The organism is Rhizomonospora bruguierae (genome assembly GCF_018397995.1).
Classification (GTDB): domain Bacteria; phylum Actinomycetota; class Actinomycetes; order Mycobacteriales; family Micromonosporaceae; genus Rhizomonospora; species Rhizomonospora bruguierae.
In genome coordinates this window covers 75992-100794 of sequence record NZ_BBQH01000014.1, presented here as the reverse complement: position 1 = coordinate 100794, position 24803 = coordinate 75992, and the positions used below count along the sequence as shown (strand labels likewise).

Annotated in this window: 23 protein-coding genes; 11 read left to right on the top strand and 12 right to left on the bottom strand. The window is 69.7% G+C overall.

All coding sequences use genetic code 11. From position 1 onward, the window contains the following. Positions 1 to 64 precede the first annotated feature (64 nt). From KJS59_RS06130 to KJS59_RS06100, 7 genes are all read right to left on the bottom strand, one after another. Complete coding sequence (locus KJS59_RS06130; RefSeq protein ID WP_213451328.1) at positions 65 to 772, bottom strand: ABC transporter ATP-binding protein; 708 nt, start codon at positions 770 to 772, stop codon at positions 65 to 67. Beyond that, complete coding sequence (locus KJS59_RS06125) at positions 765 to 1490, bottom strand: ABC transporter ATP-binding protein (RefSeq protein WP_213451417.1); 726 nt, start codon at positions 1488 to 1490, stop codon at positions 765 to 767. The genes KJS59_RS06130 and KJS59_RS06125 overlap by 8 nt, the downstream gene beginning before the upstream one ends. Beyond that, positions 1487 to 2512 carry a branched-chain amino acid ABC transporter permease gene (locus KJS59_RS06120; protein ID WP_213451327.1) on the bottom strand — a complete coding sequence of 342 codons (1026 nt, stop codon included), beginning with the start codon at positions 2510 to 2512 and terminating at the stop codon, positions 1487 to 1489. The genes KJS59_RS06125 and KJS59_RS06120 overlap by 4 nt, the downstream gene beginning before the upstream one ends. A 1-nt stretch (position 2513) precedes the next feature. Further along, the gene (locus KJS59_RS06115) at positions 2514 to 3380 is read right to left on the bottom strand and encodes a branched-chain amino acid ABC transporter permease (protein WP_213451326.1); all 867 of its coding nucleotides are present in this window, start codon (positions 3378 to 3380) and stop codon (positions 2514 to 2516) included. A 79-nt stretch (positions 3381 to 3459) separates the two neighbouring features. Beyond that, positions 3460 to 4650 carry an ABC transporter substrate-binding protein gene (locus KJS59_RS06110; protein WP_213451325.1) on the bottom strand — a complete coding sequence of 397 codons (1191 nt, stop codon included), beginning with the start codon at positions 4648 to 4650 and terminating at the stop codon, positions 3460 to 3462. Between the two features lie 168 nt (positions 4651 to 4818). Further along, complete coding sequence (locus KJS59_RS06105; RefSeq protein ID WP_213451324.1) at positions 4819 to 6684, bottom strand: bifunctional homocysteine S-methyltransferase/methylenetetrahydrofolate reductase; 1866 nt, start codon at positions 6682 to 6684, stop codon at positions 4819 to 4821. Beyond that, positions 6681 to 7979, bottom strand: coding sequence for a PucR family transcriptional regulator (locus KJS59_RS06100; RefSeq protein WP_213451323.1), 1299 nt, complete (start codon positions 7977 to 7979; stop codon positions 6681 to 6683). Before KJS59_RS06100 ends, KJS59_RS06105 begins: the two co-directional genes overlap by 4 nt. Positions 7980 to 8212: 233 nt before the next feature. Here KJS59_RS06100 and KJS59_RS06095 point away from each other — a divergent pair, with 233 nt between their 5' ends. From KJS59_RS06095 to purU, 8 genes are all read left to right on the top strand, one after another. Then, positions 8213 to 8449, top strand: a complete 237-nt coding sequence (locus tag KJS59_RS06095; RefSeq protein WP_213451322.1) for a hypothetical protein — start codon at positions 8213 to 8215, stop codon at positions 8447 to 8449. A 153-nt stretch (positions 8450 to 8602) separates the two neighbouring features. Further along, on the top strand, positions 8603 to 9250 hold the full coding sequence (locus KJS59_RS31700) for a methylenetetrahydrofolate reductase C-terminal domain-containing protein (protein ID WP_306345146.1): 648 nt from the start codon (positions 8603 to 8605) through the stop codon (positions 9248 to 9250). After that, positions 9243 to 10193, top strand: a complete 951-nt coding sequence (locus tag KJS59_RS06085; protein ID WP_213451320.1) for a methylenetetrahydrofolate reductase — start codon at positions 9243 to 9245, stop codon at positions 10191 to 10193. The genes KJS59_RS31700 and KJS59_RS06085 overlap by 8 nt, the downstream gene beginning before the upstream one ends. Beyond that, complete coding sequence (locus KJS59_RS06080; protein ID WP_213451319.1) at positions 10177 to 11664, top strand: hypothetical protein; 1488 nt, start codon at positions 10177 to 10179, stop codon at positions 11662 to 11664. Before KJS59_RS06085 ends, KJS59_RS06080 begins: the two co-directional genes overlap by 17 nt. Before the next feature lie 2 nt (positions 11665 to 11666). Next, positions 11667 to 12731, top strand: a complete 1065-nt coding sequence (locus tag KJS59_RS06075; RefSeq protein WP_213451318.1) for a uroporphyrinogen decarboxylase/cobalamine-independent methonine synthase family protein — start codon at positions 11667 to 11669, stop codon at positions 12729 to 12731. Then, positions 12728 to 13954, top strand: coding sequence for a methionine adenosyltransferase (gene metK, locus KJS59_RS06070; RefSeq protein WP_213451317.1), 1227 nt, complete (start codon positions 12728 to 12730; stop codon positions 13952 to 13954). The genes KJS59_RS06075 and metK overlap by 4 nt, the downstream gene beginning before the upstream one ends. Beyond that, positions 13954 to 14979, top strand: coding sequence for a carbohydrate kinase family protein (locus KJS59_RS06065; RefSeq protein WP_213451316.1), 1026 nt, complete (start codon positions 13954 to 13956; stop codon positions 14977 to 14979). Before metK ends, KJS59_RS06065 begins: the two co-directional genes overlap by 1 nt. Beyond that, complete coding sequence (gene purU, locus KJS59_RS06060; protein WP_249713914.1) at positions 14976 to 15887, top strand: formyltetrahydrofolate deformylase; 912 nt, start codon at positions 14976 to 14978, stop codon at positions 15885 to 15887. Before KJS59_RS06065 ends, purU begins: the two co-directional genes overlap by 4 nt. Before the next feature lie 80 nt (positions 15888 to 15967). Here purU and KJS59_RS06055 read toward each other — a convergent pair whose 3' ends face one another. The 5 genes from KJS59_RS06055 to KJS59_RS06035 form a co-directional block, all read right to left on the bottom strand. Continuing rightward, entirely contained in the window at positions 15968 to 16825 is an 858-nt protein-coding gene (locus tag KJS59_RS06055; protein WP_213451315.1) for a bifunctional methylenetetrahydrofolate dehydrogenase/methenyltetrahydrofolate cyclohydrolase, read from the bottom strand. A 17-nt stretch (positions 16826 to 16842) separates the two neighbouring features. Beyond that, a complete protein-coding gene (ahcY, locus tag KJS59_RS06050) occupies positions 16843 to 18315 on the bottom strand; it encodes an adenosylhomocysteinase (protein ID WP_213451314.1) in 1473 nt (490 codons plus the stop codon). Between the two features lie 132 nt (positions 18316 to 18447). Beyond that, positions 18448 to 19653 (bottom strand): cobalamin-independent methionine synthase II family protein, encoded by a 1206-nt coding sequence (locus KJS59_RS06045; RefSeq protein WP_213451313.1) that lies wholly within the window; start codon positions 19651 to 19653, stop codon positions 18448 to 18450. Positions 19654 to 19680: 27 nt separating this feature from the next. Next, positions 19681 to 20709: a peptidyl-alpha-hydroxyglycine alpha-amidating lyase family protein gene (locus KJS59_RS06040; protein WP_213451312.1), complete on the bottom strand. Its 1029-nt coding sequence runs from the start codon at positions 20707 to 20709 to the stop codon at positions 19681 to 19683. Next, positions 20709 to 21941, bottom strand: a complete 1233-nt coding sequence (locus KJS59_RS06035) for an amidohydrolase family protein (RefSeq protein WP_213451311.1) — start codon at positions 21939 to 21941, stop codon at positions 20709 to 20711. The genes KJS59_RS06040 and KJS59_RS06035 overlap by 1 nt, the downstream gene beginning before the upstream one ends. Positions 21942 to 22178: 237 nt before the next feature. Between KJS59_RS06035 and KJS59_RS06030 the strand changes: the two genes are divergently transcribed. The 3 genes from KJS59_RS06030 to KJS59_RS06020 all read left to right on the top strand — a co-directional run bounded on the left by KJS59_RS06030 (position 22179) and on the right by KJS59_RS06020 (position 24434). Then, positions 22179 to 22355: a carboxymuconolactone decarboxylase family protein gene (locus tag KJS59_RS06030; RefSeq protein ID WP_213451310.1), complete on the top strand. Its 177-nt coding sequence runs from the start codon at positions 22179 to 22181 to the stop codon at positions 22353 to 22355. A 314-nt stretch (positions 22356 to 22669) separates the two neighbouring features. Beyond that, a complete protein-coding gene (locus tag KJS59_RS06025) occupies positions 22670 to 23335 on the top strand; it encodes a GntR family transcriptional regulator (protein WP_213451309.1) in 666 nt (221 codons plus the stop codon). 79 nt (positions 23336 to 23414) lie between these two features. Then, on the top strand, positions 23415 to 24434 hold the full coding sequence (locus KJS59_RS06020; RefSeq protein ID WP_213451308.1) for a cyclase family protein: 1020 nt from the start codon (positions 23415 to 23417) through the stop codon (positions 24432 to 24434). The last annotated feature ends 369 nt before the right edge of the window (positions 24435 to 24803 follow it).

Sequence of the window (24803 nt, the reverse complement as noted above, 5' to 3'; positions counted from 1 at the left end):
TCAGACAGTCCGTCGATTTTGTGGTGGGGCACAGGACGGTACCGCGACGGCGGCACGCGTGCCGTCATCCACCGAGGTACGCCTCCTTCATGCGGCCCTCGAGCTCGGTCGAGGGACCCTCCAGGACGACCCGACCGGATCGCAGGACGTACCCGCGGCCGCCGGTGGACAGCGCCAGCCGAGCGTTCTGCTCGACAAGCAGAATGCTCGTCGAGAACTCGTGGAGGATGCGGTGCAGCGCCACCCGGACGTCCTCGACCAGGATCGGGGCGAGACCGAGCGACGGCTCGTCGAGCAGGATCAGCCGCGGGTTGGCGACCAGTGCCCGGGCGATCGCGACCATCTGCTGCTGCCCACCGCTGAGCTCCTCGGCGCGCTGACGGCGCTTGGCTTTCAACGCCGGGAACAGGTCGTATGCGGCATCGATCGCCTCGGCCACGCCGCTGCCGCGGGTGTACCCGCCCAGTCGCAGGTTTTCATCGACCGTCAGCGGACCGAAACAGCGCCGGCCCTGCGGCACGTGCGCGATGCCCGAGGCCGCGATGTCCCACGATGGACGGCCATGGAGCGTCGCGCCGGCGAAGCGGACGCTGCCGCCGGCCACCCGTTCGAGGCCGGAGATGGCCCGCAGCAGCGTCGTCTTGCCGGCGCCGTTAGGCCCGGCCAGGAAGACCGCCTCACCCTGGGCGACCTGGAGCGAGACACCGCGCAGGGCCGTGACCGGGCCGTAGTTCACCGACAGGTCGACGATGTCGAGCAGGACCTCAGGCATCGGACTCTCCCAGGTATGCCTCAACGACCGCCGCCGAACCGCGGGCCTCCTCCGGCGCACCATCGAAGATCTTGCGCCCCGCGTCGAGCACCACCACCCGATCCGCGATGGGCAGCAGGAACGGCAGGTTGTGGTCGATGCAGGCCACGCTCACTCCCTGCTGCGGCAGGCTGGTAATCAGCGCCGCGAGGTCGTCGGCATCGGTGTCGCTCAGCCCTGCGGCCGGCTCGTCGAGGAGCATGAGCCGGGGCCGGGTGGCGAGGCCCAACGCGACGCCGAGCTTACGCTGCAAGCCGTAGGGCAGCCCGGCGCACATCGTCTCGGCCACCTCGGTGAGCCCGCACAAGGCAATCAGCTCCGCGCGCCACCCGGGATCGTCGGTGTGGGCCAACTGGGCGATCTCGAGGTTCTCGCGCACGGTGCCCGTCGTGAACGCCATGGCCTGCTGGAAGGTGCGGGCCAGCCCGAGTTGGTTGATACGGTCGGGCTTCTTGCCGGTCAGCGGGACGCCGTCGAACACGACGGTTCCGGTGGTTGGCCGGTAGAAGCCCGAGATCACGTTGAACAGCGTGGTCTTGCCCGAGCCGTTCGGACCGACCACGGCGAGAATCTCGCCGGCCCGCACCTCGAGGTCGACCTCGGCCAGCGCGGTGACGCCGGCGAACCGCTTGGTGAGCCCCCGCACCGTCAGCGCGCCGGGCTTGCCGACGCCCCTCATGACGCGACCCCCGTGGGGACCGCGGCCGCTGCCCCGTCACCGGCCGCACCGGCGCCCGGTGGTCTCGGGTCCGGGCCCCGCCAGCGCCGCCAGAGCTGGCCAAGCCGCTCGGGCAGGCTCGCCAGCCCGCCCGGGGTCAGCAGGATGACCAGGATGAACACCACGCCGAGCGCCGCCGTGGCGAGCAGCGGCGGCAGGGCCAGCAGCGGCGGCATGAACACGACGATGACGGCACCGATCAGCGGGCCGTACGTGTACCGCGCACCGCCGAGCAGCATGCACAGGATGAACACGATGCTCGCGGCGGCGCCGAACTGGTCGCCGTGGACGAAGGTCTGCGAGTACGCCCAGTAGGCGCCGCCGAGACCGGCAAGGGCACCGCTGAGCGAGAAGGCCAGCAGCCGCAGCCGCGAGACCCCGATACCGACCGAGGCGGCAAGGTCGAGGTTGTCCCGGGTGGCGGCGAACCGGCGGCCGAACCGCGACACCACGACGAGCCGGGTCAGCGCGATGACGACGGCCAGGCTCACCACGACGATGTAGTACCAGTCCGCGTTGCTCCGGATGTCGAACCCGAACACGCGCACCGGCGCGACGACGACGATGCCCTCGGTGCCCGCCGTCACCGGGGTCCAGGCGTTGATCAACGCGCGGATGCCCTCCGCGACGGCGAACGTGATGATCGTGAAGTAGTGCCCGCGCACCCGCAACGACATCAACGCGACGAGGGTCGCCGCACCCGCGGTTATCACCACCGACAGCACGAGCACCGGCAGGAAGCTCCACCCGGCCCGCACGGCGAACAGCGCGGCGGTGTAGGCGCCGATCCCCCACAGGCCGCCATGGGCGATGGACAACAGGCCGCCGGTGCCGAACAGCAGCGCGATGCCGTAGGTGACAATGGCGTAGATCGCCGCGAGGGTGGCCAGGCTGAGCACCCGGTTGGACGGGCCCACCGCGGGCAGCAGCAGCATCAGGACCGTCACGACGGCGAGCACAACCAGCGATTTTCCGTACCGCATCTCAGATCTCCGCCTCGACGCCACGCAGCAGGCCCCGCGGCCGCACGATGAGCAGAACAATCATCAGCGTGAAGCCGAAGAAGCTCACCCAGGTGCTCAGACCAAAGGTGATGACGACGGTCTCCAGGGCGGCGAGCACCACCGCGCCCAGCATCGCGCCGCGGACGTTGCCCAGGCCGCCGATGAGCGCCACGGCGAATCCCTTGAGGATCAGCGCGTACCCGAGGAACGGGGTGACCGGGGCGAGCAACGCGCCGAACGCACCACCCGCCCCGGCGAGCATGCCACCGAGCGCGAACACCCCGGCGATCGTCCTGGTGACCGGGCCACCCATGAGCCCGGCCGTCTCGGCGTCGATCGCCACGGCCCGGATCATCAGGCCCGCCTTCGTCCGCTCGAGGTAGAACGTCAGCGCCAGGAACACCGCCGCCGTGCCGACGATGACGACCACCCGGTCGGCCGGCATGTCGACACCACCGACGGTCCACACCCGGTCGATGAATGGATGCACGGTCCTCGGGCCGGCCGTGAAGAAGTAGGACAGCCCACTCTCGATGATCTGGATGAGGCCGAGCGAGACGAGGAAGCCGCGGATCGGCGCCACAAGTGTCCGCCGGAACAGCAACCGTTCCAACACGACCGCCAGGACGGCGACCGCGACCATCGCCGCAGCGAACCCGGCGAGAAACCAGATTGCCCCGGCCGGAGCCACCAGGAACAGCACATACGAGCCGACCGTGAGCAGGTCACCGTGGGCGAAGTTCACGATCCGGGTGAGTCCGAAGACCAGGGTCACACCCACCGCCAGCAGTGCGTAGACGCTGGCCGAGCTCAGGGTGTTGAACACCTGCTGTAAAAAGATACTCACCGATGCGTCTCCTCGTTTTAGGAGGGTGGTGCGGGTGGCCAGGCCCGGCGTGCCGGCTCCGTGCCGGCTACCGCCGCACTCAGTTCGGCTGCACGAGGAAGTTGGTGATCTCGCCATCCTTCAACGTGCACATCGACTGTTGGAAGACCGCCGCCCGGTCCTTCATCGTGATCGTGCCGTTGAGTCCGTCGTACGAGATCTTGCCAAAGCTCTCCACGATCCTGGCAGTATCGGTCGTGCTGCCCGCGTCGGCCATTGCCTCGCCGAGCATTCCGAAGAAGTCGTAGTTCCACAGGGCCGCGGAGATGTTCGGATCCGGGTTGGTGACACCGGGCTGCGCGTAGTAGGTCTGCATGAACGCGGCCACGTTCGGCGCGGCGTCGGTCGTGCTCGCACCGGCGAAGGTGTCACCGGTGTAGGTCAGCTCCTTGAGGTACGTCGCCGGCGCATCGCAGCCGAACGTCCACTGGAAGACCTGGGTCGCCACATGCAGCCGCTCGGCCGCGGTCAGCGTGGTCTGCATCCGCTCCGGGCTGGAGTTGTAGACGTAGAGGACGTCCGGGGCCGCCCGCTTGATCTCGGTGAGCTGCCCGGAGGGGTCGCTCTGCCCGGACGGCACGACCTGGGTGCTGACCACCTCCAGGCCGGCCGCCTTCATCAGCTCGGCGATCGGCGGGAACGTCTGGGTGGTGGTCGCCTCCTCGTCTCCGAGCATGGCGACCCGCTTCGCGGTCGGGTACGCCTGCATCAGGCCCTTGACGGCGAGCTGCATCCGCAACGGCAGCGCCGGGACCACCAGCAGGACGTTCCGGTAGTGGTCGAGCTTGTTGGCCACGGCGGAGGCCGAAGCGAAGTAGATGGCACCGTTCGGGTCGGTGATGCCGGCGACGATCGGGCCGAACTGGCCGAGGCCGCCGAAGACGAACCTGTCGCCGTTGTCCTTGACCAGCTTCGTCGCGCACGCCGCGACCTGCGTCTGGTCACTGTTGTCGTCGCACACGTCGAGCTCGAAGGTGTACTTCTTGCCGCCGACGCTGACCCCACCGGCCTTGTTGAACTCGTCGACGGCGACCTGACTGGAGCGGAAGATGGTGTTGCCGTATGCCTGGTAGACGCCACTGCGCTCGGCGATGAAGCCGATCCTGATGACGCTCCCGTCGGAGCCGGACGGATTGTCAGACAAGGCATCGCCGCAGCCGGCGGCGGCCAACACCAGGGCGAGGCCGGCCGCCACGAGCGGCAGGGATCGCGGGTTCTGCAGAGACGGCACGGCCCCTACCTCATTTCCACGGCGATACGGGAGTGGAGCGGCCGCCGCATCCCGGATCGGCAGCGGCGGTACCCGGACGGGATGTCGGGAAATCTAGACCCAAGTTGTCAGACAGTCAATCATTCTGTAGCGGCTCCGAAATGGACTGCGGCCGGTTCGACCGGCGCCTCAGGGAGCCGAACCCCGGTGGGACAACACCTTGGGCCGCACCAGCCGCAGCACCTCGGACAGGGCGACCGTGTCGTCGTCGACGTCGACGAGGACGCCCTGGACCAGTCCACGGGCCCGCTCGGCCAGCTCGACCGCCAGCTCGACACCGACCCGGCGTGCCGCGGCGCCCGAGTGCTCAAGGATGGACAGGATGGCGTCCGGCATGGCGACGTCCGGCACCTCGTGCCGGAGGAACTCCGCCTCCTCGAAGCCGCGGAGCGCGTGGAGGCTGACGAGCACGGGCACCCGGCCGTCCACCGCGGCGGCCAGCCGCTCCAGCCCGTCGACCTCGTAGATCGGCCTGGTGACCAGGAAATGGACGCCGGCCTCGACCTTGGCGCGCGTGCGACGCAGCTCGGCTTCGAGGTCCCGCGCTCCGGAGTTGACCCACGCACCGATCTCGAACGACGTGCGCCCGGCCAGCCGCAGGCCGTTGTGGTCGACTCCGGCGTTGAGCCCCACGAGCAGCTCCACCAGCCCCACGGAGTCGACCTCCCACCGACCATCGGCGTTGGGGTAGTCCCCCACCAGCGCCGGGCTGCCGCTCTCGCAGATGATGCGATGGACCCCGCGGGCATGCGCCCCCAACAGGTTCGCCTGCAGGGCCATGATGGTCTTCCCAACCGTGGAGACGCTGGTGAGAACCGGGATGCCTTCCTGCTGCTGGAACTGGGTGGCGGCGCTCACCGCACTGATCCGCGCCCGCGCTCCCGGTTCGGTCCGGACCGACAGGACGTTGACCCCCGCCCGGCGGACGTCGCTCGCCCGCCGCGCGAGGTCGGCCAGTCGCCGCGCGGGATCGGCGTCATCCCCATCCGTCAACGACAGGTGGCCCCCGACCACGAACCCGGAGTCGCCGAACAGCCCGATGGGTGGCCGGACCTCCGGGGCGGACCGCCGCCGCGCCCGGGTCACCAGGCGGCCCGCCGGCTCCGCCACCACCGCCGAAACGGCGGCGGCCACCGCACGGATGTGCTCGGGCGTCGTACCGCAGCAGCCGCCCACGATGGCCGCACCTGCGGCCACCATCCGCTTCGCGTACCGGGCGAAGTAGTCGACGTCCACCTCGTACTCGAACCGGGAGGAAGCGACCCGGCGCGGCAGCCCGGCGTTCGGCTGGACCGACAAGGGTACGGCTGCGTGCTCAGCAAGCCGTTCCAGCACGGACAACGACCCCTGCGGGCCGAGCGTGCAGTTGACCCCGAGAGCGAGGAGCCGGTCCCCCGCGGCTTCGACGACGGTCGCCGCGATCTCCTCCGGCCCATGGCCGCTGAGGGTCAGCCCGTCCGTCGAGAACGTCGCCTGCGCGACCAGTGGCAGGTCGGTCACCTCGGTCGCGACCTCGATCGCCTCGACAAGCTCATCGAGGTACCCGAACGTCTCCAGCGCGATCAGGTCCACGCCCGCGCCCGCGAGCACACCGATCTGGCTTCGCAGCGCGGCACGGCGTTCGGTGGCGGTGGTCTTGGCGCGTTGCCGCACCGTCACCGCGGGTGAGACCGAGCCGGCGACGAAGACCTGCCGGCCGGCGGCATCGGCCGCGGCCCGCGCGATCGCCACGCCGGCCCGGTTGATGTCGGCCACCGCATCGGAGTAGCCGTGGTTCGCGAGCCGAAGCCGGGAGCCGCCGAACGTATTGGTCTGAAGGATATCGACGCCGGCCTCGACGTAGCTGTCGTGCACGGAGCGCACGAGGCCCGGATCGGACAGGTTGAGCGCGACGAGCGCCTGGTCGAGCGAGTTGCCGGCGGCATGCAGCACGGTACCCATCGCCCCGTCGCAGACCAGCGTCCGCTGGCCGAGGAGCCGCGCGATGGTCCTCACGGCAGGCCACCCAACCCGTTGACGATCTCCAAGGCGACCTGGATCATCAGGCGGTCCCGGTAGGAGGAGAGACGCAGCCCGGTGATCTCCTCCACCCGCCGGATGCGGTACGTGACCGTGTTGGGGTGCAGATGCATCAACACGGCCGTCCGCTTGGGACTGTTGTTCTCCAAGAAGTAGATGGCCATCGTCTTCAGGTACTCGGTCGAGTTGCCGCGCTCATGGGCGAGCAGCCCGCCGAAGATATCGGTCACGAACGCACGCAGGTCGGCCACGTCGGTCACCCGGGACAGCAGCCGCTGGATGCCGAGGTCACGGAAGGCCACGACGCCGCCGAGGCCGGTCATGCGGATCGTCGTGTCCACCGCGAGCCGGGCCTCGGCGTACGAGCGGGCGAAGTCCGCGGTGCCCCGGCACGGTGCCCCGACTCCGACGCTGATCCCGACGCCGGGATAGCGGTCCAGCGCACCGGAGCGACACGACCGCCCCAGCGCCATCAACCGGTCCACGGCCGATGCCTCCGCGCCATCGATCGCCACGATCGCGACCACCTCGGCCTCCCGGCGGGCCACGATGGCGCCGTCCAGCCGGGCCGCCAGAAACCGTTCGACATACGTCCCCACCTGTGCGCGGGTCGCCGCGGTCGCGTCCTTCGCCGACTCCAGCACCGCGGTCATCACCACATGCGGTCGACTGCCATCGATACCGAGGTGGCGCGCCCAGTTGTGCAGCTCGAACTCCGTCCGGTCCCGCGCCAGCAGCAGGGCCTCGACCAGGTCCAGCCGGGCACTCCCCACGGCCGAGGCCACCAGGCGCTGGCGCCCGACGACGATGCCGCAGATCATCGCGGCGTGCTCGGTCACCAGGAGGGTCAGATCCTCGGCCACGGCGGTGTCCGGCCGCGCACCCGTGAAGAGATAGGCGGGTATCTCCTCGCCGACGAGAATCGGCGCCACGACCAGCGCGACGTCGCCCGCCACGGCGGCCGGCAGTGCGATGGCCCGGCGAGCCCGCGCGGACGCGGCGAGGACGGCGGCGAGATCGAGCTCCTTGATCTGCTTGTGGACCTCGGTGGCGGCGTCGGCGGAGGGTCCGGCGCAGGCGTGCACTTCGCGGTCAGCGTCCAGCACCACGACCCCGACGCCCAGCCGTTGGGCGATCAGCGAGATGACCGCCGGCACATCGGTGTCCTGCGTGGCCAGGCCGGACAGCTGCGTGTACAGAGCGACAACGGCGCGCAGCGTCCGGTTCTCCGCCACGGCCCGCTCGCCCTGGGCCGCGTCGGGCGGGGACATAGCCAGACTGTAACGCCGCCACTGGGCGACCACAACGTCTGACAGTCATACAGTCAGTCGGTCCGGCCTCGCGCACTGTGCCAGAGGACAAGCTGGTCGGACGCGACTTGTGTTCGGCGACATTCCGGCCGGCACCGGACCGGCACTAGCCTGACGGGGTACACGGCATCGCAGGCCGAGTCGGAGGTGTGCCGTTGTCTGCCGACCTGCCGGATCGCTCCCCACTGGCTCCCGTGCTGGACGAGCTCGAGCGGATTGCGGCCGCCGCCCGCGGCGCCACCACCTGCCCGCACCACCCGACCGTCGAGGAACTGCAGCGGGAGATCGCCCTCCTTCGGGAGACCGTCGCCCACCTGCGCATGACCAATCTGCGCGTTTCCGAACGGCTGGTGCCGGTCGTCGACCGGGCGCTCGCCGCCGCGGGCGTAACCGTGGTGGAGGAGTCGCGGCAACGGCCGGACGGGGCGTAGCGGCCGCCTGAAGCCTCGTGGGTCGCTCTCACACGAGTGAGCGCCAGCGGCCGCGGCCCGCGAGCGGTGAGGAAACCGAGTTCTACCCGGCACCGCCGCCTCGCCATTGACCCAAGCCCCGTCCGTCCATTGTGGTTGGTCCAGGCGCGACCGATGTGCTCCGGCACAGAATCGCGACACCTACTTTGGCGGCAGGCACGGTGCCAAGCGGCGAGCGCGATTGCGATGCTGACCCGGACAGTCGCCGAGCCGTTGGAGGAATTCGTGAGAACGGATGGACCCCGGCCGACCACACCGCGCCTGTCGGCCCGCGGCAGCTACCGGATCGCACCCTACGTGGCGCCTCGACGGCTACTGCGACGACTCGCCGCGCTCATCGAGGGCCGCGGGTGGCTGCGGCGCCTCTTCGTGTCGGCCGAGCGGGGATCCAAGTGGGCGCTCTATGGCTGTCGCATGTGCGGCCAGTGCGCACTTCCGGCGACCGGATACGCGTGCCCGATGACCTGCCCCAAGCAACTGCGCAACGGCCCCTGCGGGGGCGTGGGCGCGGGCGGGGAGTGCGAGGTCTACCCCGACCGCCCGTGTGTCTGGGTCACCGCGGCCCGCCGGGCCCAGGCCACCGGCCATACCGCGGACCTTGACCGGCTCCAGCGGCCGATCGACCACCGGCTGTGGGACAGCAGCTCCTGGCTGGGTTACTGGCAGGGCAGGGATGCCGACCTGTGGACGGCACCGGCGCCGCAGCGCCCCCAGCTCGTGCTCCTCCCGGTGCTCTCGTCGCCCGGCCAGGCCCATGACTGAGGGACTGCGGGCAACCCTGTCAGCCCACCGGTTCGCCGTGACCGCCGAGGTGGGGCTCCCGCACGGAGCCGACCCGGACGGGCTGACCGCGCGCGTCACGGCGTTGAAGGGCTGGGTCGACGCCGTGAACATCATCGACAACGCCAGCGCCAAGGTCGCCGTCTCCAGCCTGGCCGGAGCCGTCATCGCCCTCCGCGCCGGGGTCGAGCCCGTCATGCAACTGACCTGCCGTGACCGCAACCGGATCGCGTTACAGTCCGACCTGCTCGGCGCCGCCACGCTCGGCATCCCGAACGTCCTGCTGCTCACCGGTGACCACCCGCGCTTCGGTGACCACCCGCAGGCCAAGGCGGTCTTCGACCTGGACAGCATCCAGCTCACCTGGCTGGCCCGCACCATGCGCGACGACGGCCGGCTGCTCTCCGGCCGCCGGCTCGACCCGCCACCGCGGTTCCTCGTCGGTGCGGTCGAGAATCCGTTCGCCCCGCCCATCGACCTGCGCGCCGCCCGGCTGGCCAAGAAGGTGGCGGCGGGCGCCGAATTCGTCCAGACCCAGCTCATCTTCGATGTACCGACCTTCGAACGGTTTCTCCGCGATGTGCGGGACCTGGGAGTCGCCGACCGGGTGGCGATCCTCGCCGGCGTCGGGCCGGTGCGCTCCCTGCGGGCGCTGGAGTTCCTGCAACGCAGCGTGCCGGGTGTCCACATCCCCGACGAGATAGCCAAACGGCTGCGCGGCGTGACCCCGGAACGGGTCGCCGAGGAGGGGGTTCGGCAGTGCATTGAGACCATCGACGCGCTCGCGGGACTGCCGGGGGTCGCCGGCATCCACCTCATGGCCTTCGGCTTCGAACGGGGCATCCCCGAACTGATACAACGCAGCGCGGCCGGCGCCCTCCGGTCGACGCCAAGCAGCGAAAGGGGCGGTGACGGTGCTCATTGACCTGCGACCGACCAACCGCTTGCGCGGTAAGCAACCCATCGACACCAGGGCGGTTCTTGGTCCGGTACTCGACGCCCTCGCCGGCACTGACCTGGACCTCGGCACCGTCCGGGTGGTCTGCGACTGGGTGCAGTACCGGGCCAACTTCCGCACCCCGATCGACCTGCGCACCATTCTGGGCGATGAGCGGCACGGCTCCGGCGACCGGCTCGAGATCGCGCTGGACCTGCGCCAAGCCGCCGCGATCGGGCCCGCTCAGTGCCGATCGCTGGCGGATGCGGTTCTCGCCCGGCACCGCGACACCCCCGACGCGGCGACCGCGGACCTCTACCTCGAACCATGGGGGCCGACCAGCCAGAGCTGTCTATGGGGCTTCAACGCGCTGTACTGGCGGGCGCTGGAGCTGTGGGAGAAGGCGACCGGCCGCCTCTATGAACAGGCGCTGCCGGGCGGCGAGAGCGATGCCCGCAACGTCGCCGCCGCCCGCGAGATGATCACGGACCTGTTCGCCGTCTGGGACGCGCTCGCCGCCCGCAACGCGCTGCCCGAGGAGCTGTATGTCGTCGAGCTCGGCGTCGGCAACGGCCACCAGGCGAAGGTGTGGCTCGACGAGTTCCGCGCCCTCGATCATGCTCGCGGCGGCGGTTACTACCACCGGCTGCACTACCTGCTCTGCGACTACTCGCCGCACGTGCTGGAGATGGCACGCACCACGGTCAACGACCACAGCGGACACGTTTCCGCGGTCGTGCTCGACGCCACCCGGCCGGGCGTGGCCCTGGCCTTCCTGAACTTCAAGGTCTTCCTGGTCTACGTCTCCAACGTCTACGACAACCTGCCCAGCGACGAGGTCGCCCGCATCGGAGGTTCCGCCTATGTCGTGCAGTCGCGGGCCTACCTGCCGGCCGCCACGGCGGCGGAACTCACCGGCGCGCTCGGCGTCTCAGCCGATGGGTTGGCCCGCCTGATCGCACAGTTGCTCAAGCTCGGACCCGAGCTGATGGCCGAGGTCGCCCCGGACGTCTTCGGTGGCCCCGACGACGTCATGCACTTCTGGCAAGCCGTGTGGAACGGCCTGCGGCTGGCCGAACGGTACGCGCCGCTGCACGGGCTGGACCCGTATGAGGTGGCCCCCGGCGTCAGCGGTGAGGCGCTGCGCCCGCTGCTCGAGTCCGGTGAGGACATCAGGATGCACGTGAGCAACGGGGCCGTGGCAAGCTTCGCGGACACGCTGCGCCTGCTGCACCCGTACGGCACGCTGGTGGCGCATGACCTCTTCGTCACCGACGTGGATGCATACCGCCGTTTGTACCGGGGCCCCGGCAAGTACGAGGGATCGGTGGTCAACTGGGTCAACGGTCCGTTGCTCACCGCCATCGGCCGGCGCAACGGTTTTGACGTGACCTACCAGCCGTTCCGGCATCGATCCGGCACCAACATCGTGACGCTGACCGCGCGGGCCAGGGACTGATCATGACCACTCCCGCGCTCCTACCCACCACCGTCATCGGCTCCTACTCCGTGCCCGACTGGCTCGAACGCGCGCGGACCGACTACCACCGCGGGCGGATCAGCTCCGTCCAGTTGGGCTCCATCCACGACGTGTGCGTGAAGGCGGCGCTCAAGGACCAGGAGCTCGCCGGTATCGACATCGTCAGCGACGGCGAGCTGCGCCGGGACAACGACATCGACTACGTGTTGGCCCGGCTGCCCGGCGTACGGATCGCTCCGACCACAAAGGACTCCGCCTACGACTACTTCGACGCGTACGTCGACGCGGCGCTGCCCGAGGACGACCCGCCCGAACTCGGCCTCGCGCGTGACTACGCCTTCGCCTCGGCGCATACGGACCGGCCCGCGAAGTTCTCCTTCACCGGACCGTTCTCGCTCTCCCGCCGCATCCACAACCACGGTTACCGCCAGCCGGCCGACCTGGTCCGGGCCATCGCGCGGCTGCTCAATGCCGAGATGCACGCCCTGGCAGCCGCCGGGGCCACCATCCTGCAGATCGACGAGCCGTTTCTGGCCGGGTACCCCGACGAGGCCGCGCTCGCCGTCGAGGCCGTCAACATCGTGACCGCGGGCGTGAACGCCCAGTGGAGCCTGCACGTGTGCTACGGCAACCGGTACGCGCGGCCGTCCTGGGAGGGCCACTACGACTTCCTGTTCCCGGCCGTGCACAAGGCCGAGGTCGACGTGCTGGCGCTCGAGTTCGCCCGGAAGGGCTACGACGACCTCGACCTCGTCACCCGGGCCGGCTGGGACCGGACGATCGGGCTGGGTGTCATCGACGTGAAGAACACCCGGGTGGAACCGGTCGACCTGATCGTCGCGCGGCTCCGCCGCGCCCTGCGACTGCTGCCACCGGAACGAATCCAGGTGAATCCCGACTGCGGTCTACGCCACCTCCCCACTCCGATCGCCACGGCCAAGCTACAGGTCATGGTGCACGCCACCCGCCTTGTCCGGGACGAGATCGACGCCCACGCGCGCGGCACAGACAGTGGCGCCGCCAACCAGGAGGACAGATCGGAATGAATCAACTCGATACCAATGACTACCTGTTCACGTCGGAGTCGGTGACCGAGGGGCATCCCGACAAGATCGCGGACCAGATCTCCGACGCCGTCCTGGACGCGGTGCTCGCCGCCGACCCGGCTGGCCGGGTCGCCTGCGAGACGCTGGTGACCACCGGACTCGTCGTGCTGGCCGGCGAGATCACGGCGAACGCCGCCATCGACTACGCCCAGGTGGCCCGGAACACCATCTGCGAGATCGGGTACGACCGGCCCGAACTCGGCTTCGACGGGCACAGCTGCGGCGTCATGGTGGCCCTGGACCGGCAGTCTCCGGATATCGCCCAGGGTGTCGACCGATCGATGGAGAGCCGCGAGACGCACGGTGACGACCTGGACCGGGTCGGCGCCGGCGACCAGGGCATGATGTTCGGCTTCGCCACGACCGAGACGCCCGAGTTCATGCCGATGCCCATCGCGCTGGCGCACCGCCTCGCCCACCGGCTCGCCGCCGTCCGTAAGGACGGGACCCTGCCCTACCTGCGGCCGGACGGCAAGACCCAGGTGACGGTCCGCTATCGCGACGGTGTCCCGGTAGCCGTGGAGAAGGTTCTCGTCTCCAGTCAGCACGCCGAATCGGTCACCCGGGAGCAGATCGCCGACGACGTGTGGGAGCACGTCGTCGCGCCGACGATCCCGTCCGAGCTGTACGAGCCGGCGGCGCTGCGGGCCAATCTCTTCGTCAACCCGACCGGGCGGTTCGTGATCGGTGGTCCGGTCGGCGACGCCGGGCTCACCGGACGGAAGATCATCGTGGACACGTACGGCGGATACGCCCGGCACGGCGGCGGCGCTTTCAGCGGCAAGGACGCGTCTAAGGTGGATCGGTCCGCGGCCTACGCGGCGCGCTACGTGGCGAAGAACGTGGCCGCCGCCGGCCTCGCCGACCGGGTCGAGGTCCAGGTTGCCTACGCCATCGGCATGGCCCGGCCGCTGTCCGTGCTGATCGAGACGTTCGGCACCGAAAACGTCGCCCGCAGCACCATCGAGAAGCTGGTGCACGAGCACTTTGACCTGCGGCCGGCGGCCTTCCAGCGTTACCTTGAGCTCGACCGGCCGCGTTACCGTGCCACCGCCGCCTACGGCCACTTCGGTCGGTCGGACAACGCGTTCACGTGGGAGCGCACCGACCGGGCCGCGGCTTTGCGTGATGCCGCTGGGCTACCGGCAAGGGACACGCTCTGATGTCCGTCATCGTCACCGGTTCGGTCGCGACCGACTACCTCATGGCCTTTCCCGGCAACTTCACCGACCAGCTGCTGCCCGAGCACCTCGACTCGCTGTCCCTGTCGTTCCTCGTGGACGACCTCGCGATCCGAAGGGGTGGCGCGGGCGCCAACATCGCATTCAACCTGGGCCTGCTCGGTCTGCGCCCCTGGCTCGTCGCGGCGGTCGGTCAGGACTTCGCCGACTACGACTCCTGGCTGCGCCGGCACGGTGTCGACACCACGTTCCTGCACACCTCGGGCACCCGGCTGACCGCCCGCTTCATCTGCACGACGGACCGCACCCACAAGCAACTCGCCTCCTTCTACAGTGGAGCTATGGCGGAGGCTCGACTCATCGATCTGGCCCCCGCCGTGCGCCAGGCCGGCCCGGGCACCCTCGTGATCATCGGCCCGAACGACCCGGCCGCGATGCTCCGGCACACGGCGCAGTGTCGAGACCGTGGCTACCGATTCGCCGCCGACCCGTCCCAGCAGCTCGCCCGGATGGACGGCGACGACGTACGCCAGCTCGTTGACGGAGCCGAGTACCTGTTCACCAACGAGTACGAACGCGGCCTGCTGGAGCACAAGACCGGGCTCTCCGGGGCGCAGCTGGACGCTCGGGTGGGCGTCAGCGTAACGACGCTTGGTGCCAAGGGAGTGGTGCTGCGCCGCCGGGGCGAGCCCGAAATCCGGGTCGCCGCGGCGCCCCCGCGCACCGAGACGGATCCCACCGGCGTCGGTGACGCGTTCCGCGCCGGGTATCTGGCGGGCGTCGAGTGGGGCGTCGGCGACGAGCGGGCGGCACAGCTCGGCTGCCTCATGGCGACACTGGTGCTGGAGACCGTGGGTACCCAGGAGCACCGCGGCGAGCGGGACGACCTGCTGGCCCGCTTCGCGCAGGCATACGGGGCCGCCGCCGCCGAGGAGATCGCCGATCGCCTCGGCGCGTCGACCGGCCCCGACGGTACCGAGCCTCGGGCCCTGGCGGGCCGGCCGTGACCCCGCGGTCCACGGTCGACGCCGCCCGACTCGCCACGGCCGCGCCGCCCGACCAGCCGAACACCGCACGGATGCTCGTCACCTGCGCCGACCGTCCTGGCATTGTCGCCGCCGTCTCCGGCTTCCTGCACCGGCATGGCGCGAACGTCGTCCAGTCGGATCAGTACTCGACCGACGCGCGCGGTGGTCGGTTCTTCATGCGCACCGTGTTCCAGCACGAGGACCTCGGCGGGGTGTTCGACACGCTGCAGGCGGGCTTCGACCGTGAGGTGGCATCACCGTTCGGCATGTCGTTCCAGCTGCGCCGCAGCACGACACGCCCTCGCATCGCAATATTCGTATCCCGCTATGACCACTGCCTGCTCGACCTGATCTGGCGGTGGCAGCGCGGGCAGTTGCCGGCCGACATCGGCCTGGTCGTCTCTAACCATCCCGACCTGCGCGGCGCGGTCGAGGCGTTCGGCGTCCCGTTCGAGCACGTACCCGTGCGGCCGGGGCATAAGGCGCAGGCCGAGCGGCGCCAGCTGGAACTGTTGCGAGGGCGCTTCGATCTGCTGGTGCTGGCCCGCTACATGCAGATCCTCTCGGCCGACTTCCTGTCCGCCGTCGAGATGCCGGCGGTGAACATCCACCACTCGTTCCTGCCGGCGTTCGCCGGCGCGAAGCCGTACGAGCAGGCGCAGCGCCGCGGGGTCAAGCTCATCGGGGCGACCGCCCACTACGTGACCGAGGACCTCGACGAGGGTCCGATCATCGAGCAGGACGTCATCCGGGTCTCGCATCGCGCGACCGTGCCGGAGCTCACCCGGCTCGGCGCCGACATCGAACGGGCGGTCCTGTCGCGCGCGGTCCACTGGCACTGCACCGATCGCGTGCTGCGAAACGGAACGACCACCGTCATCTTCTGAACCGGCACATCGGGCCGACGGCGAGCACCGTCACCGGCGGTGTGTCTACCCTCGACGGTGGACACACCGCTCGATGAGCCTCACCGTGCCCGCAATCCCGCGCGTGCCTCGGCGAGCGTGACCACGTTCGTGAGCAGCATCGCCCTGGTCATCGGGCCCACCCCGCCGGGGTTGGGCGCCACGTGCCCGGCGACGCCGGCAACATCGGGGTGGACGTCCCCGGCCGGCCGGCCATCGAGCCGACTCACACCGACGTCCAGCACGGCAGCGCCCGCCCGGACCATGTCCGGTGTGACCAGACCCGGCACGCCAGCGGCGGCGATCACGATGTCGGCCCGCCGCACCTCGGCCGCCAGATCGCGGGTACCGGTGTGACACAACGTCACGGTGGCGTTCTCGGCACGCCGGGTCAGCAGCAACCCGAGCGGCCGGCCCACCGTGGTACCGCGGCCGATGACCGTCACCCGGGCACCGGCCAGCGGTACGTCATAGCGGCGGAGCATCTCGACGATGCCGAACGGCGTGCACGGCAGGGGTGCCGGCCGGCCGAGCACGAGTGCCCCGAGGTTGACCGGATGCAGCCCGTCGACGTCTTTGCCCGGATCGACCCGGCCCAGCAGGGCGAACTCGTCCAGCCCGGTCGGTTGCTGGATGAGGAATCCGCTGCAATGGGGATCGGCGTTGAGCTCATCGATCGCCTGCTCGACCTGCATCTGCGTGCTCCCGGCCGGCAGGTCCCGCCGGATGCTGGTGATGCCGACCTCGGCGCAGTCCCGGTGCTTGGCGCCCACATACCACCGGCTGGCGGGGTCGTCGCCCACCAGGATCGTGCCGAGACCCGGAGTTACCCCGGCTCGGGCCAGCGCGGCGATCCGGCCGGCGAGCTCACGCTTGATCGTCGCCAGCATCGCCCGGCCGTCGAGGAACGCCACCACCATCGTGTGTATGGGTCCCGTCAGTAGCGGTAGTGTTCGGGCTTGTACGGGCCCTCGACCGGCACACCGAGGTACTCGGCCTGGACCTTGCTCAGCGATGTCAGCTTCACGCCCAGCGCGTCCAGGTGCAGGCGGGCCACCTTCTCGTCCAGGTGCTTCGGGAGCGTGTAGACGCCGACCGGGTACTGGTCGGTACGGGTGAACAGCTCGACCTGCGCGATCGTCTGGTTCGAGAACGAGTTCGACATCACGAACGACGGATGGCCGGTGGCGTTGCCCAGATTCAGCAGGCGGCCCTCCGAGAGCACGATGATCGAGTGGCCGTCGTCGAAGACCCACTCGTCGACCTGCGGCTTGATGTTCACCTTGCGGACGTCCGGACGGCGGGCCAGGCCGGCCATGTCGATCTCGTTGTCGAAGTGACCGATGTTCCCGACGATGGCCTGGTGCTTCATCCGGGCCATCTGCTCATGGGTGATCACGTTGACGCAGCCGGTGGCGGTCACGATGATGTCCGCGCTCGCCACCACGTCATCCAATGTGGTCACCTGGTAGCCATCCATCGCCGCCTGCAACGCGCAGATCGGGTCGATCTCGGTGATGATGACGCGGGCACCCTGGCCACGCAGCGAGTCGGCGCAGCCCTTACCGACGTCGCCGTAACCGCAGACGACGGCGACCTTACCGCCGATGAGCACGTCCGTGGCCCGGTTAATACCGTCGATGAGCGAGTGCCGGCAGCCGTACTTGTTGTCGAACTTCGACTTCGTGACCGAGTCGTTGACGTTGATGGCGGGAAAGAGCAGCGTCCCGTTGGCCTGCATCTCGTAGAGCCGATGCACGCCCGTCGTGGTCTCCTCGGTCACCCCCTTGATCCCGGCGCCGGCGCGGGTCCAGCGCGTCCTATCCTCCGCCAGCGACCGGCGCAGCACCTGGAGGATGACCGCGTACTCCTCCGAGTCCTGCTCGGTGCTGGCCGGCACCGCGCCCGCCTTCTCGAACTCCACACCCTTGTGCGCGAGCAGGGTGGCATCACCACCGTCATCGAGGATCATGTTCGGGCCGGCGCCGTCGGGCCAGAGCATCATCTGCTCGATGCACCACCAGTATTCGGTCAGCGTCTCGCCCTTCCAGGCGTAGACCGGAACCCCCGAGGGCGCCTCGACCGTCCCCTGCGGACCCGCGACGACCGCGGCCGCCGCGTGGTCCTGGGTGGAAAAGATGTTGCACGAAGCCCAGCGCACCTGGGCCCCGAGCGAAACCAGCGTCTCGATCAGCACCGCGGTCTGGATGGTCATGTGCAGGCTGCCGCTGATCCGCGCCCCGCGCAGCGGCTGCGACTGGGCGTACTCACGCCGCAGCGCCATCAGACCCGGCATCTCGTGCTCGGCGAGTTGGATCTCCTTGCGGCCGAAGGCGGCGAGCGACAGGTCGGCGACCCGGTAGTCGCCCTCGCCCACCGTGCCGGGGCGAGTCGAAAGCGTGCTGGTCATCAGTGGTCCTTCCGGAGGACTACGGTCCGCCCGTCGCGGAACCGAACACCACGGTATCGACCTCAGCGGTGGCGATGCACTGTGCGCGACACCAATATGGATGGTTGCGCCGCGCGGTGCAGGCGAGCCCGGCTACGCCTTCCACAGGCGGGCGCTGGCGAGGGCCGCACCATCGGCCATGGCCCGAAGCTTGGCCCACACGACCTCGGCATGGCCGACCCGGGAACCGATGCCACAGTCCGTGCCCGCCTGGAGGTTCTCCCGGCCGACCACGCCGGCGAAGTTCACGAGGCGCTCCGCGATCAGTTCGGGATGCTCGACCAGGTCCGTGGCGTGGCTGACAACACCGGGCGCCAGGATCTTGCCGTCCGGCAGTTTGACGTCCTCCCAGACGCGCCACTCGTGGGCGTGCCGGACGTTCCCGGCCTCGACCGCATAGGCACCAGCATTGACGGTAACGAGCAGGTCGGCGATGTCGCGGAGGGGGATGTCGTTGGTGTGCGGGCGGTGCCCACTGCCCCAACACGTGTGGAACCGGATCTGCTCGACCGGCAGGCCCTCGATCGCGTGGTTGATCACCTCGACGGCGAAGCGTAGGTAGTCCCGCAACTGCTCTACCGTCCACTCCGGATGGAACTGCCAGGTCGTGGCGAACTCGGGTTCGTCCACCTGCAACACGAGCCCGGCATCGGTGACCGCCCGGTACTCCTCACGCAACGCCTCGGCCACCGCCATCATGTAGGACTCTTCGCTGTCGTAGTGCTCGTTGCGCGCCCCGGCGCCGAGGCTCAGCGGGCCAAGCGCGGCGATGAAACCCTGGGCGTCGGCGCCGACCAGCGCCTCCTTCATCGCCCTTACGTCCTCGGCAATTGCTGCCTGGCCGGTGTAGCGGACCGGCGACGTGCACACGCGCTCGGTGGTGGGCGGCGTCGGCACGTTGCCCGGGGTCGCAAAGCCGGGTCGGACGGGTCCACCGGAACCGGACAGCCACAGGCCAGAGGTGTAGAAGCCGGGGAAGTCCTTGCGGTCGCGAGCGCCGACGCCGTCCCGCTTGGGCGGCCGGTTCGGGTCAACCGGCAGCTGCTCCCACCCCGTCACGCGGGCGTAGATGTAGCCGTGGTAGTTGGAGGCATTGGCGGCCTTCACGAACTCGCCGTCGTTGAGAATGTCGACCCCGCACTCGACCTGCTTCGCGACCACTTCCGCGACGGCACCGGTCACCCGGGCGTCGATCCGCGACCGCGCGGACTCACCCTCGGCGATGAGCGCATCGAGATCGGTGGGGCGCGGCAGATTTCCGCCGTGGGTGGTCAGGATCCTGTCGGTGCTCCGCTTCATGGTGTCGGCTCCTTACTCATGCGGTTATCACGGCGCCGGCCGCGGGGACGGGGTTCGCACGAACTTCTGTATCTGGTGGTCGGCGTGATCGGCCGGGACCAGGCCCGGGGCCACCGCGAACGTGTACGTGACCTCGGCGACGTAAAGGTCGCCGTGCGAGTCGAGGCACAGACCGTGCGGGGCGATCACGTTTCCGGGGGCGTTCTTATCTCCTGTGGATGCGCCCCAGCGGACGCGGACCTCACCGGAGGCGTCCAGGACGCTGATGCGACCGGGCCGGTCGGTGGTGATGTCGTCGACGAAGCCATGGTTGCCCGCCGGCCGCCAGAGCTCGCTGACGAAGACGCGACCGTCGGCGGCGACGGCGAGATCGGTCGGCCGCTGCACGCCCGTCCACTCGCCGATGTAGCCACCGCCGCCGTCGAAGATCTGGATCCGGTCGTTCTCCCGGTCGGCGACGAGCAGCCGCCCGTCGGGGGCGATCGCGATCGCATGGGGAAGGCGGAACTGGCCCGGTCCGGAGCCGACCTCGCCCCACGAGTCCAGCAGCTCCCCGGTGGCGGAGAAGCGATGAATGCGGCCGTTCCCGTACCCGTCCGAGACCAGGATGTCCCCGTTGCCGTCGATGGCGACATCGGTGCATCCGTTGAAGGGTGGCCCGGGATGCCGCACCCGCTCGACGGAGTGCACCCGTACCGGCGCGTCCGGGTCGATGCCCGTGTCGCTGCCGATGCCGGGTGTTCCCAGGGTCATCAGCAGCTCCCCGCGGGGGCTGAACTTGCGCACCGTGTGGTCGAGGTTGTCGACGCAGTAGACGCAGTCCTCACCATCGATCGCTATTCCGTGCGCCATCCGGAACAGGCCGTTGCCGAAGGCGTACTGGAACTCGCCCTCGCGGCTGAAGACCAGTACCTGCGAGTCGTGCCGGACGAACAGGTGCGGTCGGTCGTGCGAGTCGACGGCGACGTCCGCCACGTCACGATGCCGCAACCCGGGCGGTAGCCGCTCCCAGGCCCCGTTGACCCGCAGCCCGAGCGAGGCCGCACTGGTGTGCATCAGCCGGCGCCTCCGGCCTGGGCCGGCAGCCAGCCCCAGGGGTGCGTACCCCAGCGGGGCGCGTATGGCACGCCGGCCCGCACCGTCCGCACCGGCACAAGACCGGTCGTCCCGGTGAACGTCTCCTTCAGAGTGTCGGTGAAGACGAATTCACCGGTGACCACGTCGAGAACGGTGAGATCCGCCTCCCGGCCTACGGCGATGGCCCCCAACGTGTCGCCGAGCCCGATTGCCTTGGCGGCATTGGCGGTTGTCATGCCAACGACCTCGGAGAGGCTGTAGCCGATGGCCATGAACTTGGCCATGCACTCAACAAGGCTGTGGAAGGGCTGGCCGCCAGCGGTCAGGTCGGAGCTGATCGTGTCCGGGACGATGCCGGCGGAGCGCTGCTCGCGGGCGACACGGTGGCCGAAATTGCCCATGCCCAGCGCGGCGTCGAGCACGACTCCACGTTCCCGGGCCGCCGCCAGCAGGGGCGCGACCCGGTCCAGGGCATGGGCCACGCCGCCGACGTTCGGCGTACACAGATGCGTGAGGATATCTCCCCGCTCAAGCGCGTCGAGCAGAGCGACGGTCACCTGCCGCATGCGCTCGGCCGTCTCGGTCGCCCCGAACAGGTCTCCGATGTGCACCATCAGCGGAAGGCTGTGCTCGCGCGCGATGTCCTTGGTGCGGCTGATGGCCTTCTCGCCCTCGGCCAGCACGAGTGGCCCGACCAACCGCAGCTTGATCCCCCGGATCAGACCCGGGTTGGCCGCGATGCAGGCCCGGATCGCCTCGGGGTTGATGTCATCCATCGACGTGATGTCGGCCATGGTCGGCATGGTGTGCGCGTGGCTGCCGACGTTGAGGTAGACGATCACCCGGGTGGTCGACCGCGGCACGACGTGCGCGCCGAGCACGCCGATGTTCGCCACCCCGACCGAACCGGCGTCGAGGACCGTCGTCACACCGGACTCGATGCCGATCGCGTCGGGATCGCAGCACCCCATGCCGACGCCGGGGGTTGTCGCCCCGTGTGCCACGTGGGCATGGATGTCGATGAGACCGGGAATGATGTGCCGGTCGGCTCCCCGCAGGTCCAGTACGGTCCGCGCCCGCGCCACGTCAATCCGCGGCCCGATGGCCGCGATCCGACCGTCACAGATGGCAATGTCGAGATGTTCATCAATGCCTTGCCCGGGATCCAGAACGTGTCCGTTCGTCAGCAGCAGGTCATAGGTCGTGCTCATGACGACTCCTCGCAACCGGGTGGGCGGGACGCTACACCCACCTGGTTCGCAGCCGGCTGATCGTTTCCGTCAGACCGACCGACTTCAACCCGGCCGAGGTCAGGAAGGTGCTTGACCCGGCCGCGTGGACGGAGCAGACTCACCGTACCACGAATTGTCAGACAGTCCGTCGATCCTGTTTCTGGTGGCACGCGCGACCGATGGACGCATTCGCGCCTGGCGCAAGGAGAACGTCGAATGACGATCAGCGATGACACGCGGCTCGTGGACGGCCTCGCCGTGCGCCGGGAGGTCCTCGGAACGGAGATCCAGGAGACCCTGTTACAGGTGGCACCGTACTGCGGCGCCCCGGCGGCGCTGGAGTGCTTCCGGGTCGCCGAACGGGTGCTGGCCGAGCTTGACGCCGCATCCTGAGGGGGTCGACCTGCTCATCGAGATCCTGACAGCCCCTCGCTGTCAACCGCGACGGAGTCCGGACCCGCTCATTGGCCTCATTGGCTCCCGTACCCGCACGGGGTTGGTGCGGGACCTATGCTGAGCACTATGCCAATCGCTGCACCCACACCCGGCCCCGCGGTGGTGATGTGAAGGTGGCCACCGCGAAAGCGACGCCTGGCGGCGGTCGCGCGAACGGCGACACGCCGCCGAATCCGCGTGCGGGCCGTCCGGCGCGTGCGGGCCGTCCGGGCAGCTCGGGGGTGGCCGCGTCGGACTGGAGCATCGGTCCGGTGGGTCGGGTCGCCGCGCCCCTGCGCGACCAGGTCCTCGCCGTGCTGCGGCAGGCGATCCTCACCTTCGAGATCCGGCCGGGGCAGCGGCTGATCGAGCGCAAGCTCGTCGAGGAACTGAACGTCTCCCGGGCCACCGTGCGCGAGGTGCTCACCAAGCTCGCCTCGGAGGGCCTGGTGACGGTCATTCCCCAGCGCGGAGCCATCGTCTCGGTACTCACCCCGGCCGAGGCGACGGACATCTACGAGATGCGCGCCGCGCTCGAGGTGCTCGCCGTGCAGCGTTTCGTCGAGCGGGCATCGCCCGCCCAGGTGCGCGACCTGCGCCGCGCGCTGAATGGATACGAGCGATCGGTTCGATCCAAGCACGACACCACGAAGGAACTGCGGGCCAAGGACGCGTTCTACGAAGCGCTGCTGGCCGGTGCGAGTAGCGCCCCGTTGGCGGAGATGCTGACCATCCTGCAGGGCCGGGTCCAGCTGCTGCGGGCCACGTCGCTCTCGGTCGAGGGTCGGGGGCTCGAGTCGGTCCAGGAGTTGACCGCGATCGTCGAGGCGATCGAGGCGGGCGACGCCAAACGGGCCGCCAGGGCCTGCACCACACACGTGCGCAACGCCGCCCGCACCGGCATCGCCCGGCTCGCCGAGATATCGGACCAACCCTGACCTAGATTGTCAGACCGTCAGATAGGTTTGTGGACCCGGACCCTTGTCCGGGCGGCGATCGGACGGGCAGACTGGCAGCATGCCGCCCGAGTCGACGCCGGTCGGGCTCACCGAGGCCGGACCGGCCCGCCGACCTCCTGACCGCCTGCCCAGCTACGCCGAGCTCGCGCACGCCGATCCACCGCACTCGGCCTGGTCGATTCCCGGTATCGACCCGCGCCTGGGCATGCTGAGCCTCCTCGACGAGGAGGCCGCCGCCAACGCGTTCCGGCTCGTCCGGCGGGGAAAGCAGTTCCGGCTCGACGCCGCCCTCGACCTCTTCGACCCTCCCCTGTTCGGGCGCTCCCGTTTCGTGCACGACGTGGTGGAGCTCGACAACATCTTCGACGAAATCCTGTCTGGCTGGAGCACGCAGGTGTCGAGCAAGTGGGACGGCTTCCGCCACGTGCGCCATCCGGTCGCCGGCTTCTTCGGCGGCCTGGCGGCGGCCGAGCACGGAGTCGGGCACTGGGCCCGCCACGGCATCGTCGGCCGCGGCGTCCTCGTTGACGTCGCGGCCTACCGCGCGTCGGTGGGTCGGCCGCTGCGACCCGACGCCCCCGATCCCATCGAGGTCGAGGATCTCGTCGAGGCGTTGGCGCGCACCGGCACGACCCTGGGCCGCGGGGACGTGCTGCTGGTGCGGACCGGCTGGCTGGACTGGTACCGGACCCTGGACACGGTGGACCGGATCGCGGCGGCGCGGGTCGAGGCCGCGGTCGGCCTGCGGACCTGCGGGAAGATGATCGAGTTCCTGTGGGATCAGCACATCAGTGCTGTGGCCGCGGACAATCCGGCGCTGGAGGTCTGGCCCGCCGGAGCCCTGATCGAGCCGTCGGTACGGGCGGCGGCGCGCACCGACCGCGGCCGGCTCAGCGAGGTGTTCATGCACTTCGCCCTCATCCCGTTGCTCGGCATCCCGATCGGCGAGCTGTGGGACCTCGGGCCGCTCGCCGCTGACTGCGCCGTCGACGGCCGCTACGAGTTCCTGCTCATGTCGGCGCCCATGCCGTCGATGACGGGCGTCGCATCGCCCCCGAACGCCATCGCGGTCAAGTAGGCGACCGGGTCCAATCGATCGTCTCCGCGGGCACGCGTCGCGTCGGTGCGGTCACCGTTTTCCCTTGGTGCGGTTCGCCTACCGCGCGATCCGGTCCGGGTTCCTTCCCGACAGGTCGCCCCCGGGTAGGTAGAGCCTGCGGTCGATCCAAAGCCCCGCGCCGCGCGGAGCGGCAGCAGGCAGGAAGCGACCGGCCGGCGGGCCGTGTCCACCCTTGACAGGGCGACTACCGGCACCTAGATTTGGCCTGACCGTCAGACAATCTGCCGGTCACATGCCGGGGCGAGACGCTACAGCCACTCCCTCGTTTCGACACTGGGGCGACCGTCCTACTTGTAGAGCCAATACTCGACGTATTCACAACGGTCT